This window comes from Lentilitoribacter sp. EG35 (assembly GCF_040784015.1).
Lineage (GTDB): Bacteria > Pseudomonadota > Alphaproteobacteria > Rhizobiales > Rhizobiaceae > Lentilitoribacter.
On the sequence record NZ_JBFNGQ010000010.1, the window covers coordinates 128,908 to 144,313 of the forward strand.

The window sequence follows — 15,406 nt, forward strand, 5'->3', positions numbered from 1 at the left end:
TGTCAAGGGTTTAGAATAAGTGGGTGCTTAATAGAACTGTCTATGGGCCTGTTTGATTACACTATTTGAGCGGATGGATTGAATACTGAATTCAATATAATTATTCAATAATAATAATATGTTAGCTTGAAATCTATGCGCCAACAACAATGAGTACAGCCCGGGAATTTTCTATTGCTCGAATAGAATGTGGCCTGTCAGCGACATAGCGAATAGTGTCTCCTGAGCCAACTGTTTCTGAGATTCCATCCGTCATGACAGTAAGCTCACCGTCAAATACAGTTAGATTTTCTACGCAACCAGAACGATGCGGCTCACTCTCCAATAAACCATTCTTGTCAAATTCCAAATCGTAGATTTCAGTTTCGCCAACGCTCTCAGGAGCGCTCAATATTCGTATCTTACATCCGGTGCCATGCGTATTGATAACTGGTTCCTGTCCTGCTCTAATAACCTCTTTTATTGGGCCTTGCTCTTTAGGGTCATCGTCGAGAAGTCCGGAAAAATCTGTGTTAAGGGCTTGGGTCAAGTTCCATAGAACGGCAACGGTTGGACTGCTTTCACTTCGTTCTATTTGTGAAAGCATGGACTTGGAGACATCTGAGAGTTTTGCAAGTGAATCCAGACTTAAACCTTGGGCTTTTCGAGCCTCTTTTAAGCGCTTCGCTAATCGTTCAGATATTTGTTGTCTGACCATATTCACATCATTTCAATAATATTAGCGTGTCCAATCGAGAACAACTTTTCCGCTCGATCCAGATAACATTGCCGCAAATCCTTGTTCAAACTGATCTGCCGGAAAACGATGTGTGATGATCTTAGAAATGTCGAGGCCATTTTGAAGCATTGCGATCATTTTGTACCATGTTTCGAATATTTCTCGTCCATAAACACCCTTAATTGTTATTGCTTTGAACACTATTTTGGACCAGTCAACAGGGCTTTTACCTGGCGGAATGCCGAGCATTGCGATCCGGCCACCCATGACGAGATTATCGACCATTTGATCCAGAGCTTGTTGATTGCCTGACATTTCAAGCCCGACGTCAAAACCTTGTTTTATGCCCAGTTCCGGGATGACGGATTTGAGATCTTGGGACGTGACATTGACTGGAATAACATCTGTGACGTGTGCAGCAAGGTCGAGCCGATCCTGGTTAATATCCGTAATAACCACATGGCGCGCACCAACATGTCTGGCTATTGCTGCTGCCATTATGCCAATGGGGCCAGCTCCTGTGATCAGTACATCCTCACCAACCAAATCAAAACTTAGTGCGGTATGTACAGCATTTCCTAAGGGATCAAGGATAGCTCCAATATCATCACTGATTTCGTCCGGAAGTGGCACCACATTGAAAGCTGGCAGGCGAAGATATTCGGCAAAGGCACCTTGTTCATTGACACCGATGCCTCTGGTTTCAGGATCCAGATGAAATTTCCCCGCTCGCGATTGACGCGATTTTTTGCCAACCAGATGGCCTTCTCCGCTGACCCGCTGTCCAATTGTCAGGTCTTCAACATTGCTTCCAAGTTCAACAATTTCGCCTGCAAATTCATGTCCTGTGATGAGAGGAACAGGTACGGTTTTCGAGGCCCATTCATCCCAATTCCATATGTGAATATCTGTGCCGCATATTCCTGTTTTATTGATTTTTATAAGTACATCATCAGCCCCAATATCCGGAACTTTCGAAAAATCCATCCAAAGGCCTTTTTCCGGTTTGGATTTGATGAGTGACTTCATTTGATCGTTGGAACCGGTTCTCATTTTAGAATACCCAATTCTATACCTGCTATCTTGAATGCATTTAATGCTTCATCGAGGTCTGTTTTAGATAAAGCCGCGCTCATTTGTGTTCGAATACGAGCGGTACCACGCGGCACGACAGGGAAGAAGAAACCGGAGACATAGACGCCCAGTTCATAAAGTCGTTGGGCCATGGCTTGTGCAACTTTGGCATCACCTAGCATTACCGGAATGATGGGATGTTCTCCCTCTTTTAATTCAAACCCAAGTTCGGTTAGCCCTGTGCGCCAATAGGTCGAGTTTTCGAATAAACGTTTTCGGAGGTCATGCCCGTCTTCGACAAGTTGGAGAGCTATCATAGACGCGGCGACAACGCTGGGAGGTAGCGCATTGGAAAATAGATAAGGCCGTGCCCTTTGTCTTAGAAGATCAATAACAGGTTGTGGTCCTGCAATATATCCACCAATAGCACCGCCAAGCGCTTTACCTAATGTACCGGTTAAGATATCGACTTTGTCATTGATACCAAAATGAGCGGCAGTTCCTTCTCCATTTGGACCCATGAAGCCTGTTGAATGGCAATCATCAACCATAACAAGGGCACCATACTGCTCAGCTAAAGTTGTTATCTGCGGAAGTTTTGCAAGGTACCCATCCATCGAAAAGACACCATCTGTAGCAATCATGATAAACCTTGCGCCGGTTTCCTTAGCTGTTTTTAATTGGAGCTCCAGGTCGTCCATGTCAGAGTTTTGATAGCGATAGCGCTTTGCTTTACATAATCGAATCCCATCAATGATCGACGCATGATTTAAACTGTCGGAAATGATGGCATCTTCTGGACCTAACAGTGGCTCGAATAAGCCGCCATTTGCGTCAAAACACGCCGCAAACAATATGCTGTCATCTTTGTCAAGAAATTGAGCCAAGCGTTGTTCAAGTTGTCTGTGAAGATCTTGTGTTCCGCAAATAAATCTAACACTGGCCATACCATAACCGTGTGTGGACATCGCGTTCTTTGCTGCTTCTACAAGCAATGGATGGTTTGCCAAGCCTAAATAGTTGTTCGCACAAAGGTTTATAACTTCTTTTTGTTGCCCTTCCTTTATAGTCACAAGAATTTTGCCTGATTGTGGTGAGGTGATTTCACGTTCAGTCTTGAAAAGACCTTCATCGCGAATATCTTTCAGCGTGTCAGAAACATGATTGAGAAACGAATTCGACATGATGTACTCCAGTTTCAAAATACAATATATTGGATTTAATCCGTTATCAAGGAATTTTCTTGACATGGATATTCAATTTTGATTAGGTTGCTTTCATAAATGGCGCCGATTTGATCGACAGATTGCGGGCGCTCAACAAATGCAGCTAAAGCGGATGAGCGTCCTTCGATCGTCCGGATATTTGGAATGGCAGGAGATCAGAATGCTCGCAAATGTAAATAGATATGAAGAACTTTCATCCGTGTTTTCCGATCATGTCCTGACGCTTGATGTAACTGTTCGGGCTGAAAATACATGGAATGAACTTGCTAAATGCATGCAGATTTTTGTCAGGCATGATGTCAGGTTACTTAAACTATCGTATGTTGCGCAAGGTAGTTTATCATTTCGCCTTGATTGTGGACATCATTCTGAAATCAGTTCATTGGAAGAAGAGTTTGATCTATCCGGATCACCCAAGAAGATAAGCTGGGTGGTCACAATTGGCCGTAGAAAATCGAATCTACACTAAAATATTAGTGTTGTTTCCATTTTTCCCATGGAAACGGCAGTTCTTCCGACGCACCTGATTGAAAACGGGCAACCGCAGCGAGCCAATTTCCTAAATCTGTACCAAACTCAGCAATATGTTCATTTCTTTTTCCTCTAATTAGCATCCAGATAAATTGGATGGCGGCGGAAAAGAATAGAATTGTTTCTGCAAATCCGAACAGTAATAAAAAACAATAACGAGTAATCCTCGAATCCATATTGTGCGCTTTATCAGGTGATTTTCATCATCAAGTGTTTGGTTTTCTTCCACCATAACAATCTCCAGTTCAAAAAATAATGGAGGAAGTTTACCATCCGGAAAGCGTCGTCTATTGATTTTGGTCAATTCTGACGGAATTGAGCTAGATCAACAATTTGCAGTTTGAGATGAGCTATTAGTGTTGAATGGATGACTCAAGAACGCAAATATTTACAACGCAAAACCTCACTAAAATATACGAAAGTGGTGAGGTGGAAGTGCGCGCTCTTGATGGTGTGGATATGACCCTTTATCGGGGGGAAATGTCGGTATTGCTTGGACCCTCTGGCAGTGGAAAATCGACGTTCTTGAATATTCTTGGTGGGTTAGATCAACCTAGTCTGGGTAGTGTCACATTTAAAGACCTTGATCTTGGTAAATGCAATGAGAGACAGTTAACGCGCTATCGGCGCGATCATGTTGGGTTTGTGTTCCAATTCTATAATCTGATCCCAAGTTTAAGTGCGTTGGAAAATGTCGCCTTGGTAACAGAAGTTTCCAAAAATCCGATGAGAGCAGAAGATGCATTGGCAATGGTTGATCTGACTGACCGAGCGAGCCATTTTCCGGCCCAGCTTTCTGGAGGAGAGCAACAAAGGGTTGCTATTGCTCGTGCGATTGCGAAAAGGCCAGAAGTATTACTATGCGATGAGCCAACGGGTGCGTTAGATTCAAAAACCGGGATTGTTGTGCTCAATGCGCTACAACGGGTAAATGAAGAATTGGGTACAACAACCGTCATTATCACCCATAATGCCGGTATCCAGAAAATTGCTCATCGTGTGCTGTTTTTTAAAGATGGCAAAATTGAACGTGAGGACGTTAACGAAAACCGGATAAGGCCAGAGGAAGTGATCTGGTAATGTTTTCGATATTAGATGTAAAACTCTTCAGAGACCTTCGAAAATTATGGGTTCAGGCCCTGGCAATTTCTCTTGTATTAGCGTGCGGCGTATCAACAATTATCATAGCGGTTGGCGCATATCGCTCACTGGCTGAAACGCAATCGGCATTTTATGAACGCTATCGATTTGGTTCAATATTTTCAACGGTAACGCGCGCGCCAAAACGTGTTGTCAGGCAGCTTTCTGAAATTTCTGGTGTTACCAATATTGAAACACGGATTGTTAAACCGGTTCAATTGCAGGTGATTGGCATGAAGGAACCAGCATCGGGGATAGTGGTTTCACTGCCCGATCACCGGCTTCCTCTGGTTAATCGATTGCATGTAAGAAACGGACGCTTGCCTGCGCCATCAGGTTCCAATGAAGTGGCTGTCGTTGAAACTTTTGCGCGTGCTCATGATTTTGTGATTGGTGACAAGTTGAACGTAGTTTTAAACGGGCACGCAAGGAACCTCAATATTGTTGGTATCGTTTTGTCACCGGAATATATCTACAATATTGGCCCTGGCGACATGGTGCCTGATGAGAGGCGATTTGGTGTGTTGTTTATGTCCGAAACTTTGTTATCTGGCATTTATGACATGGAAGGCGCGTTTAATGATGTTAGTTTTAAAACAACGCGCAATGCAGCACAAAAGAAAATAATTCAAGATATTAACGGCATACTCAAACCTTATGGTGGTGCTGCTGCCTATGGACGCAAGGACCAGATTTCGCATGCTTTTCTGGATGCCGAACTGGATCAGTTACAAGGAATGGCGCGGGTTATCCCACCGATCTTTTTGTTTGTGGCAGCATTCTTAGTCAATATGATCCTCAATCGATTACTTGCTTTGGAACGAGAGCAAATTGGCCTGCTAAAAGCACTCGGATATTCTAATTTTGCAATATCCTGGCATTATGCAAAACTGGTTATAGCTATTGCCTTGGTTGGTTTGATCATCGGGTCCGGTTTTGGTTGGTGGGCGGGGCGGGGTTTGACACGCCTTTATGCGAGTTTCTATTCGTTTCCATTTCTCATTTTTGAGGGAAGTATCGATCTTTATGTAATCGCGGGCGGCTTGTCGGTTGGGGCAGCCTTGCTGGGTGCATCAAGGGCGATTTATTCTGTTGTAAAACTTCCGCCTGCTGTTGCAATGCGTCCTCCGGCGCCAACAGCGTATCGCGCAATTGGTCTGAAGTGGTTACTGAGGTTTAAACTTCTAACTCGATTGAATGTTATGGCAGTAAGACACCTGTTGAGATGGCCGGTGCGATCGGGCTTGACTATACTTGGTGTATCTATGTCTGTTGCCCTGTTGATTACATCACTATTCTCATATGATTCAATCGACGAGATGATCGACATCATCTACTTTCAGACAGAAAGGCAAGACGCGACGATCACATTTAATCATGATCAACCGAAAAGTGCGATTTCACTTGTCAAAAAAATACCAGGTGTCATTGATGGCGAAGTATTTCGTTCAGAACCTGTAAAACTAAAAAATGGTTTGGTCGAACAACAACTGATTATTGTCGGTACGGTTGAAGGTGCAAACCTATCGCGGATCTTGGATCAAGAGCAGAAACCTCTTTCTCCATTGCAAAATGGTCTAATCTTATCAGAACGGGTTTTAGCAAAACTCAATCTTAAGGTTGGCGATTCTGTACAGGTCAATCTTACCAGGCGTGATAACCGTATTGTATCTATTCCAATTGTTGCGAAAGCGCAAAGCTATGTCGGCTTAACAGCCTACACACATATCAATACGCTTAATCGCATAATCCGTGATGGACAGAAAATTAGTGGGGTTCATGTTCAACTTGATAGTCATAAACTGGATGAGGTTTATCGTTTGATCAAGGCTACACCTGCAATTGCAGGCGTGGCTCTACAGGATATATCGCGACAAAAATTTCAGGATACAGTCGAGCAAAATATAACAACGATGACAGCGGTGTATGTTGGATTGGCTGTTATTATCACTTTTGGTGTTATTTATAACTCAGCTCGCATTCAACTTTCTGAGAGAGCTAGGGAGCTGGCAAGTCTTCGCGTTTTTGGTTTTACAAAAGGCGAAGTTTCTGGCGTGCTTTTGACCGAAATAGCGTTGATCGTGTTGCTTGCATTGCCGCTGGGGTGGTTTCTCGGATGGGGGTTTGCATGGTCGGTGGTTAAAGGATTTGAGACAGATCTATTTCGAATTCCGCTTGTAATAAAACCCGCAACATTTGCAAATGCAAGTTTAGTTGTTCTTCTCGCATCTGTATTTTCCACACTCATTGTTCGTCGACGTATCGATAATCTTGATCTCATACGAGTATTAAAAACAAGGGAGTAACCCAATGCGTAAGTTTATGAAATATTCATTGTTGATTATAATTGGGTCAACAATCCTGTTTGCCATATATGAATTATATCGAGAAAAACCTGTACTCGTCGATCTCGCATCTGTTGTTTCTGGGCCAATGCAAGTTGACCTATTGGAGGAAGGCCGCACAAGGGTTCGAAATATTTATACCGTTTCTGCACCGATTGCCGGGCATCTTAGTCGGGTCCAGCTAGATGAGGGGCAGTATGTAGAAAAGGATGATACGATAATAGCATCTATACATCCGCTGGATCCCCCGTTTCTTGATGACCGGACGATAAATGAAATCCAATCGAAAGCTGACGCATCGCGAGCGGCGGTTGTTTTGGCAAACGCGAATTTGCAACTTGCAAAAACGACGCTAAACCAAGCTCAATCTGATGCCACTCGAGCAGAGAGCCTTGCGAACAAAAATGTTTTGTCAATTAGCGAACTAGAACGAAAAGTGAATGCCCTGGAGTTGGCGAAGGCAGAAGTTATAAGTGCTGAAGCGGCGATCTCGATGCGAGAAGCTGAGCTGAAAAGTTTACTTGTTCGCCTTAAGCAACCAGAAGAAAATTTGTCTTCAGACGCAGATGAGCAATGTTGTATCAATGTGGTCGCTCCAGTAAGTGGTGTGGTGTTGAATGTTGCAAATCATAGCGAAAGAGTGATCAATGCTGGTGAAACGATTGCTGAAATTGGTGATCCTAAAAATCTTGAAGTTATCGTTGACCTACTATCAAGTGATGCGGCAAAAATTCATAAACTTACAGATGTTGTGATGACGGATTGGGGAGGAGATATCCCGCTCGCAGGACAAGTGAGGCGCATTGATCCTGCTGCTTTTACGAAAACATCATCGCTGGGTATTGAGGAGCAACGGGTGAATATTGTCATTGACCTGCATAATATTCCGGAAAACCTTGGTCATGGTTATCAGCTTTTAGTTAGCCTTAAGATTTGGCAAAAGGATGACGTAGTACAAGTACCTATTTCCTCGCTCTTTAGACAAGGTGGAACTTGGGTAGTGTTTGTTGATGACAGTGGAACTGTCAAATTACAGGTCGTTGAAATTGGTCATCTCAATCAGGAATTTGCTGAGGTGCTAACTGGACTTGCAGTGGGGGATAAAATTGTTCTTTTCCCCAGCGACAAGTTGGTTGAGGGTAGTCAAATTACAATGCGATAATTTTTCTGAGTGAATTGATTTGGAATTTGAGATAAATCAAATCCTATTTTTGTAAGGCATGATTACATATTTCTAGGCAAACTGAGAGGTTGTCAGAATGTTTAAAAATGCTTTCGAACTCATTGAAATTTCAGGTTTCAAAATTAGGCTTGATCCGAGTTGGCTTCTTATTGCCGCTCTTATTGTTTGGAGTTTAGCCGACAACTATTTTCCTGAAACTTTGCCGGGTTATACACGCTATGATTATCTTGCTCTAAGCGTAGTGTCGATGCTTGGTTTTTTCGCATCATTGGTTTTGCATGAACTATCGCATTCGATTGTAGCTCGTCGATATGGGCTAAAAATTGAGGGTATTACGCTTTTCATATTTGGAGGTGTTGCTCAACTTGATGAAGAGCCTCGTACACCTGTTTCGGAGTTCTGGATTGCTATAGCCGGACCGATCGCGAGTTTTGTTCTCGCAGGTGGGTTTTATGCTCTCGCGGGTGCGCTAACTGAGTTTGGAAGTTCTTTACCGCTTGTCGCTGCACTAAATTATCTGGCTTTGATAAATTTTGTTTTAGCGTGCTTTAACTTAGTGCCTGCCTTTCCACTCGACGGCGGACGAATTTTGCGCGCAATGCTTTGGTATTTTAAAAAAGATCTCCTTTGGGCTACATCTATCGCGAGTATGTTTGGAACTGGATTTGGATGGTTTCTTATCATTCTTGGCGTGTTGTCGCTGTTCTCGCAGAACACTATAGGCGGCTTTTGGCAAATATTGATTGGCTTCTTTGTCATAAATGCATCAAGGGGAAGTTATCAACAACTGGTTATTTCCAACACACTCAAGGGGCAGAATGTTAATTCGATTATGTCGCGCAAGGTCTATTCGGCGCAAATTGATCAATCCGTTCAATCGGTTATAGACAATATTATTATAGCTAAGAATGTTACGTTCGTGCCTGTTCTTGAGGGAAATCACCTCATGGGGTTTGTTTCTTTAGACATGCTACAATCGATCGATGAAGAGAACCGACAAATTACAAAGATTATGGATGTGTTTGAGAAAACCAGTTTGGAAAATACCATCACGCCCTTAGTGTCAATGGAGCAATTGTTTAAGAAAATGGTTGAGGGTGGGCGACGCAAAATGTTGGTTGAGGAAGATGGCAAGCTCTTAGGAGTTGTTTCGTTAGCGGACATGATGACATTTTTGGCAATTAGAAATGATCTGCATGCTGGTGTACTGACATCTAAAAGTTAAGTTTGGTTTTGACAATCGGGTATATCCCCACTTAAAGTGGGTAATCCCAGTCGAGATAAGTTTTCATGCCCGATAGAACCCATAAAGTCGCAAAACTCGATGTATTATTAGAGGCAGCGGTCGATGCCATTATTACTATTAATGCAGATGGGATCGTTCAATCTAACAATAAAGCGTCAAACAATCTTTTTGGGTACTCTGGTACGGAGCTGGTTGGCCAGAACATAAAGTGTCTCATGTCTGAACATTGGGCATCAGAGCATCAGGATTACATTGATGCTCATTTTCAGACAGGTGAAAATCGTATCATTGGGATAGGGCGAGACGTTCAGGGAAAGCGAAAAGATGGTTCGGTTTTTCCGATGCATCTATCGGTCAGCAAATATGAAGTCGATGGCGAAGTTTTTTTCACGGGAATTATTCACGATCTTACGCGTCGAAAACAGTCAGAAGAAGCGCTGGCGCGATCTCAAAAAATGGAAGCGATTGGCCAGTTAACTGGTGGTATTGCTCATGATTTCAATAATCTACTAACGGTGATTATTGGAAACTTGGAACTTGTCGAAATGCAAATGAAGGACAAGTCTCAACTTAAGCTAATAAATGAAGCGCAAGTTGCTGCTGAGTCCGGTGCTGACCTAATCATGCGATTACTGACATTTGCTCGAAAGAGCGTGTTGCAACCCCAGCAAACAGATTTAAATGGTCATATCACTTCTATGTTGAGTATCTTATCACGTACAATCGGAAGCGATTTGGAGCTCAAAACAAAATTGGCTGAAGATTTGTGGAGTGTTAAAGTTGATCCAGGACAGTTTGAAAGTGCTGTGATCAATTTGGCTGTTAATGCCCGAGATGCCATGAAGTCTAGTGGCGAATTATTTATCGAGACGTCAAACGCGATTATTGATGATAAGTATCTGGCCAAAGAAGCGGGTATTGCGGAGGGGCAATATGTACGTATTTCAGTATCAGATACTGGTGAGGGTATGGATGCCAAAACGATTGAACATGTGTTCGAGCCTTTTTTCACAACAAAGGTTCCAGGTAAAGGAACAGGGCTTGGTCTTTCGATGGTGCATGGTTTCGCTAAGCAATCTGGTGGTCATGTAACTGTTTATTCCGAACTTGGCTTAGGCAGTACGGTCAACATTTATCTTCCCAGAGGTGAGCAGGGCTACTTTAAAGAGACCGCTAAAAGGCAAGAGAAAATCCAACATGGTAATGGTCAACTGATACTTGTTGTCGAAGATGATTTGCGTGTGCAACGGTTGACAGTGGAGCGGCTAGAAGCGCTAAATTATCGAACAGTGACAGCTGATAATGGGAAACAAGCCATTGAATTGTTGGAACAACGAGGAGACATTAGGCTTGTATTTACCGACCTTGTGATGCCCGGCGGTGTGTCAGGCTATGAACTAGCTGGATATGTGGGGGAAAAATTTCCGGATTTAGCTATTTTGATGACTTCGGGCTATGCAGAAGACCTCGTACATGCCGACGAGTTAACTATCCGCTCTATCAACCTTTTACGGAAACCATATAAACTAAACGACCTGGCACATATGTTGCGTGAGTTATTAGTCTAGCGGGGGCTTTTTTCCACATCAGAGGTAAACATGTATCCAACACCTCTAACTGTTTTAATGATACTGGGCTTATTTGCATCAATCTCAATTTTCTTTCGAAGGCGCGCAACTTGATTGTCCACCGTTCTGTCGTAGGGTGTCCATTCATTGCCGTTAAGGCTGTCCATAATATGATCTCGAGACAAGATACGTTTTGGACTATCTAAAAATATCATAAGTAACTTGAAATCGGTCGTCGTTAAATCACATACATTTTTATTTGGTGTTAGAAGCTCCTGCCGTGCCGGATCTGCAACCCATCCGGAAAACATATATTTATGTTCTAAATCGCATTGAGTTCGTAAATCAGAGTGATTGTGATCAGCAGACTGTCGAAGTTCGCTTCGTCTTAGCACCGAGCGAATTCTCGCCTGTACTTCGCGTATATGAAATGGTTTTGCAATATAGTCATCTGCGCCAACTTCCAGCCCTACGACTTTATCTATCAAATCACCTTTCCCGGTTACCATGACAATTGGTACATCACTTTTGTCTCTGAGCGCGGAAGCAATGGTAAGGCCGTTGTCTTTGCCGAGTTGCAAATCCAGTGTAATCAGGTCTATGTTTTGCGCTGATATTTGGGCATCAACTTCTAACGCGTTAGACGCTTCGACCACGGTATGACCATCTGCCTCCAAGCATCGGCGGAGTAAGTTTCTGATTTTGCTATCATCATCGACAACTAGGATTATTTTGCCTTGGTCCATAGTGAAACTCTCTGTTGAATGCCTACATCGACCAATACTTATTGATACAATTTGATACAAACCAACCAAATTGTCGATACATTTATAATGTCATATATGATCATCAAATATGGCAACAAACCGATGGAGACAAAAATGTATGTGACTTCGCATGAATTTACCGCAGGTATTGAAGCTATTCAAGCAACAACGTTGCTTTGCAATGAGGGTCTTGGTCTCACGATTAAAAGCATTCCGGCTGGTTCGATTTTATTTCATGAAGGCGATGATGCATATGCTGTCTATGAAATAATAGAGGGCGTCTGTCGATCTTCTATGGTTTTGAGTAATGGCCGGAGGCAAATCATATCATTTGGATATCCATCCGATTTTGTTGGTGTGAGCCACGATTGCAAATATCATTACGAATGTGAGGCAATCACGGATATGAAGGTTCGCGTATTCAGGAAAAATGCCTGTAGTGCCCGCTCGGACACAGATCCAGATTTTAGTGACAGAATGTTGAAGTATATGGCGGCAGAAGTGTGCGGAATGCAAGAGCACTTCATGATGCTTGGGAAAAAATCGGCAACCGAAAAACTCGCGTCATTCCTCATAGCAATTGCTGACCGCTCATGTACTCATGATGGTCAGGTCATAAAAATATCATTGCCGATGAGTAGAATTGATATCGCGGATTTTCTTGGGTTAACTATAGAGACGATAAGCCGGACATTTACTAAACTCCGTAAAGACGGAATAGTTGAATTTGATGGCTCTAAAACAGTTGTTATTTTAGAGCCATCCATTTTGTTAAATGTGAGTAATCCTGATGAATAAGTTGTACATATCGAGCCTATTTACTTGCAAGGCAGAAATTGAATGCGCTGTTTACAAAGGTTTTAATGGCGCTTTCAAGATTAATCTTCATTTGCCTTCGCTAGTTGGTCGTAAGCTCGCATAGCTTCTACACCATAGACTGTGGACGGACCGCCGCCCATTAAAATAGCTACGCCGATCATTTCAGCTACTTCCTCGCGACTGGCACCAGCTTTGAAGATACTTTTTGCATGTGCTGCTATACATCCATCACAGCGAACGGTGATTGCTATTCCAAACGCAATAAGTTCTTTGGTTTTAACCGATAAAGCACCATCGGTTATGACTTTGCCAACGAGATCATTAAATGCCGCTGTTGGTCCTGGGATGTCGTTACTTAGTTTACCATAACCTGAGTGATATTCGTCGGCGACTTGTAAATAGTCTTTCATGATTTTTGCTCCTATTCAGCTTAATTTTGAAGAACTTTACCACGGTGAAATATTGACTATTTGACCTTTATCAAATTTGAAGGTCGTAGACTGAGAATGATATTAAGACAGCCTTTTTGATAAGGATCAAAGCACTACTTGTTCTTTGAAGTATTCTCACCTTATCCATTCACCTCATAAGTAAGGGCAATCAAATGTCTTCAATTAACTTAAAGAAAGCACTTCGCCCCCGTTCGGTTGTTCTTATCGGCGCGAGCGAAAAAGACGGGTCTTTAGGTAAGGCTGTAGCGAAAAATCTTCTTAAAGGTGGGTTTGATGGCTCGGTTTGGTTTGTGAACCCAAAGTATGAAAATCTTTATGAAACGCGATGCTATGCGAGGGTGGAAGATCTGCCAGAGATACCTGATCTGGCGATCATTGTAACGCCGCCAGCGACTGTGCATTCTCTTGTTGATAGTTTGGGTCGAATTGGTTGCGGGGCTGCAACGATCGTTACCGCTGGTGTGCCGGATAAATTGGAAATTGCAGGTTTAGCCAAAAAACATAACGTGAGATTATTCGGGCCAAATTGTCTGGGGCTTATGACCCCTCGAATTGGCCTAGATGCTAGTTTTTCTCATCTGATGCCGAAGAAAGGTGACATTGCATTTATCTCCCAATCGGGGGCGATTTTGACATCGGTTATTGATTGGGCGCGGCCTAAGGATATCGGCTTTTCACACCTTGTATCACTTGGGGATGCAGTCGATGTTTCTATCGCTAACATGCTCGAATATTTGGGTGATGATCCAGAAACAGGTGCAATATTAATATATATGGAAGCGATCAAAAGTTTAGCTGATTTTATGAAAGCAGCTAGTCATGCAGCAAACAAAAAACCCGTTATAGTAATTAAGGTCGGATTGACCGAACAATCTGCTAAAGCCGTCATGTCACATACCGGTGCATTGGCCGGGCGTGATGAAGTTTACGATGCCGCATTTCGAAAATGTGGGTTGGTGCGTGTGGATACATTGGAGGATTTGTTTGATGTTGGTGAACTGCTTTCTAATCACCCAAAAGGAAAATGCAACAGGCCGGCAATCATTACCAATGGTGGTGGCCTTGGTATTATTGCCGCTGATCGGGTCTTGCAGTCGGGTATGGAGTTGGCACCGCCATCTGGTGATCTCATCAGCAATTTAGATAGTGTGCTTCCAAAAAATTGGTCAGGTTCAAACCCCATTGATATTATAGGAGATGCAGATTCTGACAGATATCGGGCTGCATTTAGAGCTGCATTGTCGGATGAGACATATGATTCAATTGTTATTCTCAATTGCCCTACGTCCGCTTCTTCAAATGTACAAATAGCGAAAGATATTGCGGCGGATATAGCTGCCCATGATAATAAGAAAATGGTTGTCACATGTTGGGTGGGAGATGAGACCGCTCAATCAGCGCGTGGTATTTTTGATGATGCGGGAATTTCGACCTTTGAATCGCCGGAAGATGCAATAACTGCACTGCATCATCTATCTCAATATCACGATCTTTTAGGAGATTTGAGACAATCAGCAGAAGTAAAGTCATCAATCGCACTTGATAGGCAGGATTACGTCGCCCAAATCATTCATAATGCAAATCAAGAAAATCGAAGCACGCTGTCGGAGTATGAGGCAAAAGAGATTGTTGCAGCCTATGGTATTCCGGTCACTCAAACACTTGTAGCTCATGATCTGACAGAAGTTCGCAAAGTTGCGGAAAGAGTGATGCTTCAATCGAATATTGATGCATGTGTTATAAAAATAGTCTCAGAAGAGATTACGCACAAAAGCGAAGTCGGCGGTGTGGTGCTTGATATTAAAACGCCTCAAGAGGCAGTAAAGCAGGCCACCCGGATGCTTGATCGAGTTAAGAAGCTAATGCCCGATGCAACTATTCAAGGTTTTGCTGTTCAACCAATGATAAAGCGTGAGCATGCGAGAGAATTAATTTTGGGTATTGCGCAGGATGCAACATTTGGGCCGATCATCATGTTCGGCGCGGGAGGAACTGCGGTAGAAGTGATGAATGACAAAGTGATCGAGCTTCCTCCTGTTCATACATTGGATGCAACAAAAATGATTTCGAAAACACGTATTGGTAAACTGCTTAAAAGTTATCGACATGTGCCTGCCGCTGATGAGGAGGCCATTTGCAAAGCAATTACCGCAATATCCCAACTTGCTTCAGATTTTCCAGCCATCGCGGAACTTGATATCAATCCGCTTATTGCTGATGTAAATGGGATCATAGCGCTGGATGCCCGCATTGGTTTGAAGAATTGAAATACAGATAGTTGGTTGGGTAGCGGTTTTTTGGAGTTTGTTTTTTCATCCTTTGATTTGTGTCAATTCG

14 protein-coding genes are annotated in these 15,406 nt (G+C 43.0%); 8 read left to right on the forward strand and 6 right to left on the reverse strand.

What is annotated here, in order from left to right; all coding sequences use genetic code 11:
* Positions 1 to 133: 133 nt before the first annotated feature.
* Genes AB2J24_RS16280 through AB2J24_RS16290 form a run of 3 tightly spaced genes read right to left on the reverse strand, consistent with a single transcriptional unit; the run spans position 134 to position 2,976 of the window.
* The gene (locus AB2J24_RS16280) at positions 134 to 697 is read right to left on the reverse strand and encodes a helix-turn-helix domain-containing protein (protein ID WP_367386238.1); all 564 of its coding nucleotides are present in this window, start codon (positions 695 to 697) and stop codon (positions 134 to 136) included.
* Positions 698 to 718: 21 nt separating this feature from the next.
* On the reverse strand, positions 719 to 1,771 hold the full coding sequence (tdh, locus tag AB2J24_RS16285; RefSeq protein ID WP_367386239.1) for an L-threonine 3-dehydrogenase: 1,053 nt from the start codon (positions 1,769 to 1,771) through the stop codon (positions 719 to 721).
* On the reverse strand, positions 1,768 to 2,976 hold the full coding sequence (locus AB2J24_RS16290) for a glycine C-acetyltransferase (RefSeq protein ID WP_367386240.1): 1,209 nt from the start codon (positions 2,974 to 2,976) through the stop codon (positions 1,768 to 1,770). The genes tdh and AB2J24_RS16290 overlap by 4 nt, the downstream gene beginning before the upstream one ends.
* A gap of 202 nt (positions 2,977 to 3,178) precedes the next feature.
* Here AB2J24_RS16290 and AB2J24_RS16295 point away from each other — a divergent pair, with 202 nt between their 5' ends.
* Positions 3,179 to 3,487: a hypothetical protein gene (locus AB2J24_RS16295; RefSeq protein WP_367386241.1), complete on the forward strand. Its 309-nt coding sequence runs from the start codon at positions 3,179 to 3,181 to the stop codon at positions 3,485 to 3,487.
* 4 nt (positions 3,488 to 3,491) lie between these two features.
* Here the strand turns inward: AB2J24_RS16295 and AB2J24_RS16300 are convergent, their stop codons facing one another.
* Entirely contained in the window at positions 3,492 to 3,725 is a 234-nt protein-coding gene (locus AB2J24_RS16300) for a DUF4389 domain-containing protein (RefSeq protein ID WP_367386242.1), read from the reverse strand.
* 187 nt (positions 3,726 to 3,912) lie between these two features.
* On the opposite strand from AB2J24_RS16300, the gene AB2J24_RS16305 reads away from it, so the two are divergent.
* The 5 genes from AB2J24_RS16305 to AB2J24_RS16325 all read left to right on the forward strand — a co-directional run bounded on the left by AB2J24_RS16305 (position 3,913) and on the right by AB2J24_RS16325 (position 11,031).
* Positions 3,913 to 4,629, forward strand: coding sequence for an ABC transporter ATP-binding protein (locus AB2J24_RS16305; RefSeq protein ID WP_367386243.1), 717 nt, complete (start codon positions 3,913 to 3,915; stop codon positions 4,627 to 4,629).
* Positions 4,629 to 6,995, forward strand: coding sequence for an ABC transporter permease (locus AB2J24_RS16310; protein WP_367386244.1), 2,367 nt, complete (start codon positions 4,629 to 4,631; stop codon positions 6,993 to 6,995). Before AB2J24_RS16305 ends, AB2J24_RS16310 begins: the two co-directional genes overlap by 1 nt.
* A 4-nt stretch (positions 6,996 to 6,999) precedes the next feature.
* Positions 7,000 to 8,196: an efflux RND transporter periplasmic adaptor subunit gene (locus tag AB2J24_RS16315; protein ID WP_367386245.1), complete on the forward strand. Its 1,197-nt coding sequence runs from the start codon at positions 7,000 to 7,002 to the stop codon at positions 8,194 to 8,196.
* A gap of 97 nt (positions 8,197 to 8,293) precedes the next feature.
* Positions 8,294 to 9,442 carry a site-2 protease family protein gene (locus AB2J24_RS16320; RefSeq protein WP_367386246.1) on the forward strand — a complete coding sequence of 383 codons (1,149 nt, stop codon included), beginning with the start codon at positions 8,294 to 8,296 and terminating at the stop codon, positions 9,440 to 9,442.
* Between the two features lie 65 nt (positions 9,443 to 9,507).
* A complete protein-coding gene (locus AB2J24_RS16325; RefSeq protein ID WP_367386247.1) occupies positions 9,508 to 11,031 on the forward strand; it encodes a PAS domain S-box protein in 1,524 nt (507 codons plus the stop codon).
* Here AB2J24_RS16325 and AB2J24_RS16330 read toward each other — a convergent pair.
* Positions 11,028 to 11,777, reverse strand: coding sequence for a response regulator (locus tag AB2J24_RS16330; protein WP_367386248.1), 750 nt, complete (start codon positions 11,775 to 11,777; stop codon positions 11,028 to 11,030). The two genes, AB2J24_RS16325 and AB2J24_RS16330, sit on opposite strands and share 4 nt — an antisense overlap.
* Positions 11,778 to 11,912: 135 nt before the next feature.
* Here AB2J24_RS16330 and AB2J24_RS16335 point away from each other — a divergent pair, with 135 nt between their 5' ends.
* Positions 11,913 to 12,596: a helix-turn-helix domain-containing protein gene (locus AB2J24_RS16335; RefSeq protein ID WP_367386249.1), complete on the forward strand. Its 684-nt coding sequence runs from the start codon at positions 11,913 to 11,915 to the stop codon at positions 12,594 to 12,596.
* An 80-nt stretch (positions 12,597 to 12,676) separates the two neighbouring features.
* On the opposite strand, the gene AB2J24_RS16340 is transcribed toward AB2J24_RS16335, so the two are convergent.
* Positions 12,677 to 13,027: a carboxymuconolactone decarboxylase family protein gene (locus AB2J24_RS16340; RefSeq protein ID WP_162653373.1), complete on the reverse strand. Its 351-nt coding sequence runs from the start codon at positions 13,025 to 13,027 to the stop codon at positions 12,677 to 12,679.
* Between the two features lie 194 nt (positions 13,028 to 13,221).
* Between AB2J24_RS16340 and AB2J24_RS16345 the strand changes: the two genes are divergently transcribed.
* Positions 13,222 to 15,336: an acetate--CoA ligase family protein gene (locus tag AB2J24_RS16345; protein WP_367386250.1), complete on the forward strand. Its 2,115-nt coding sequence runs from the start codon at positions 13,222 to 13,224 to the stop codon at positions 15,334 to 15,336.
* Positions 15,337 to 15,406: the final 70 nt, after the last annotated feature.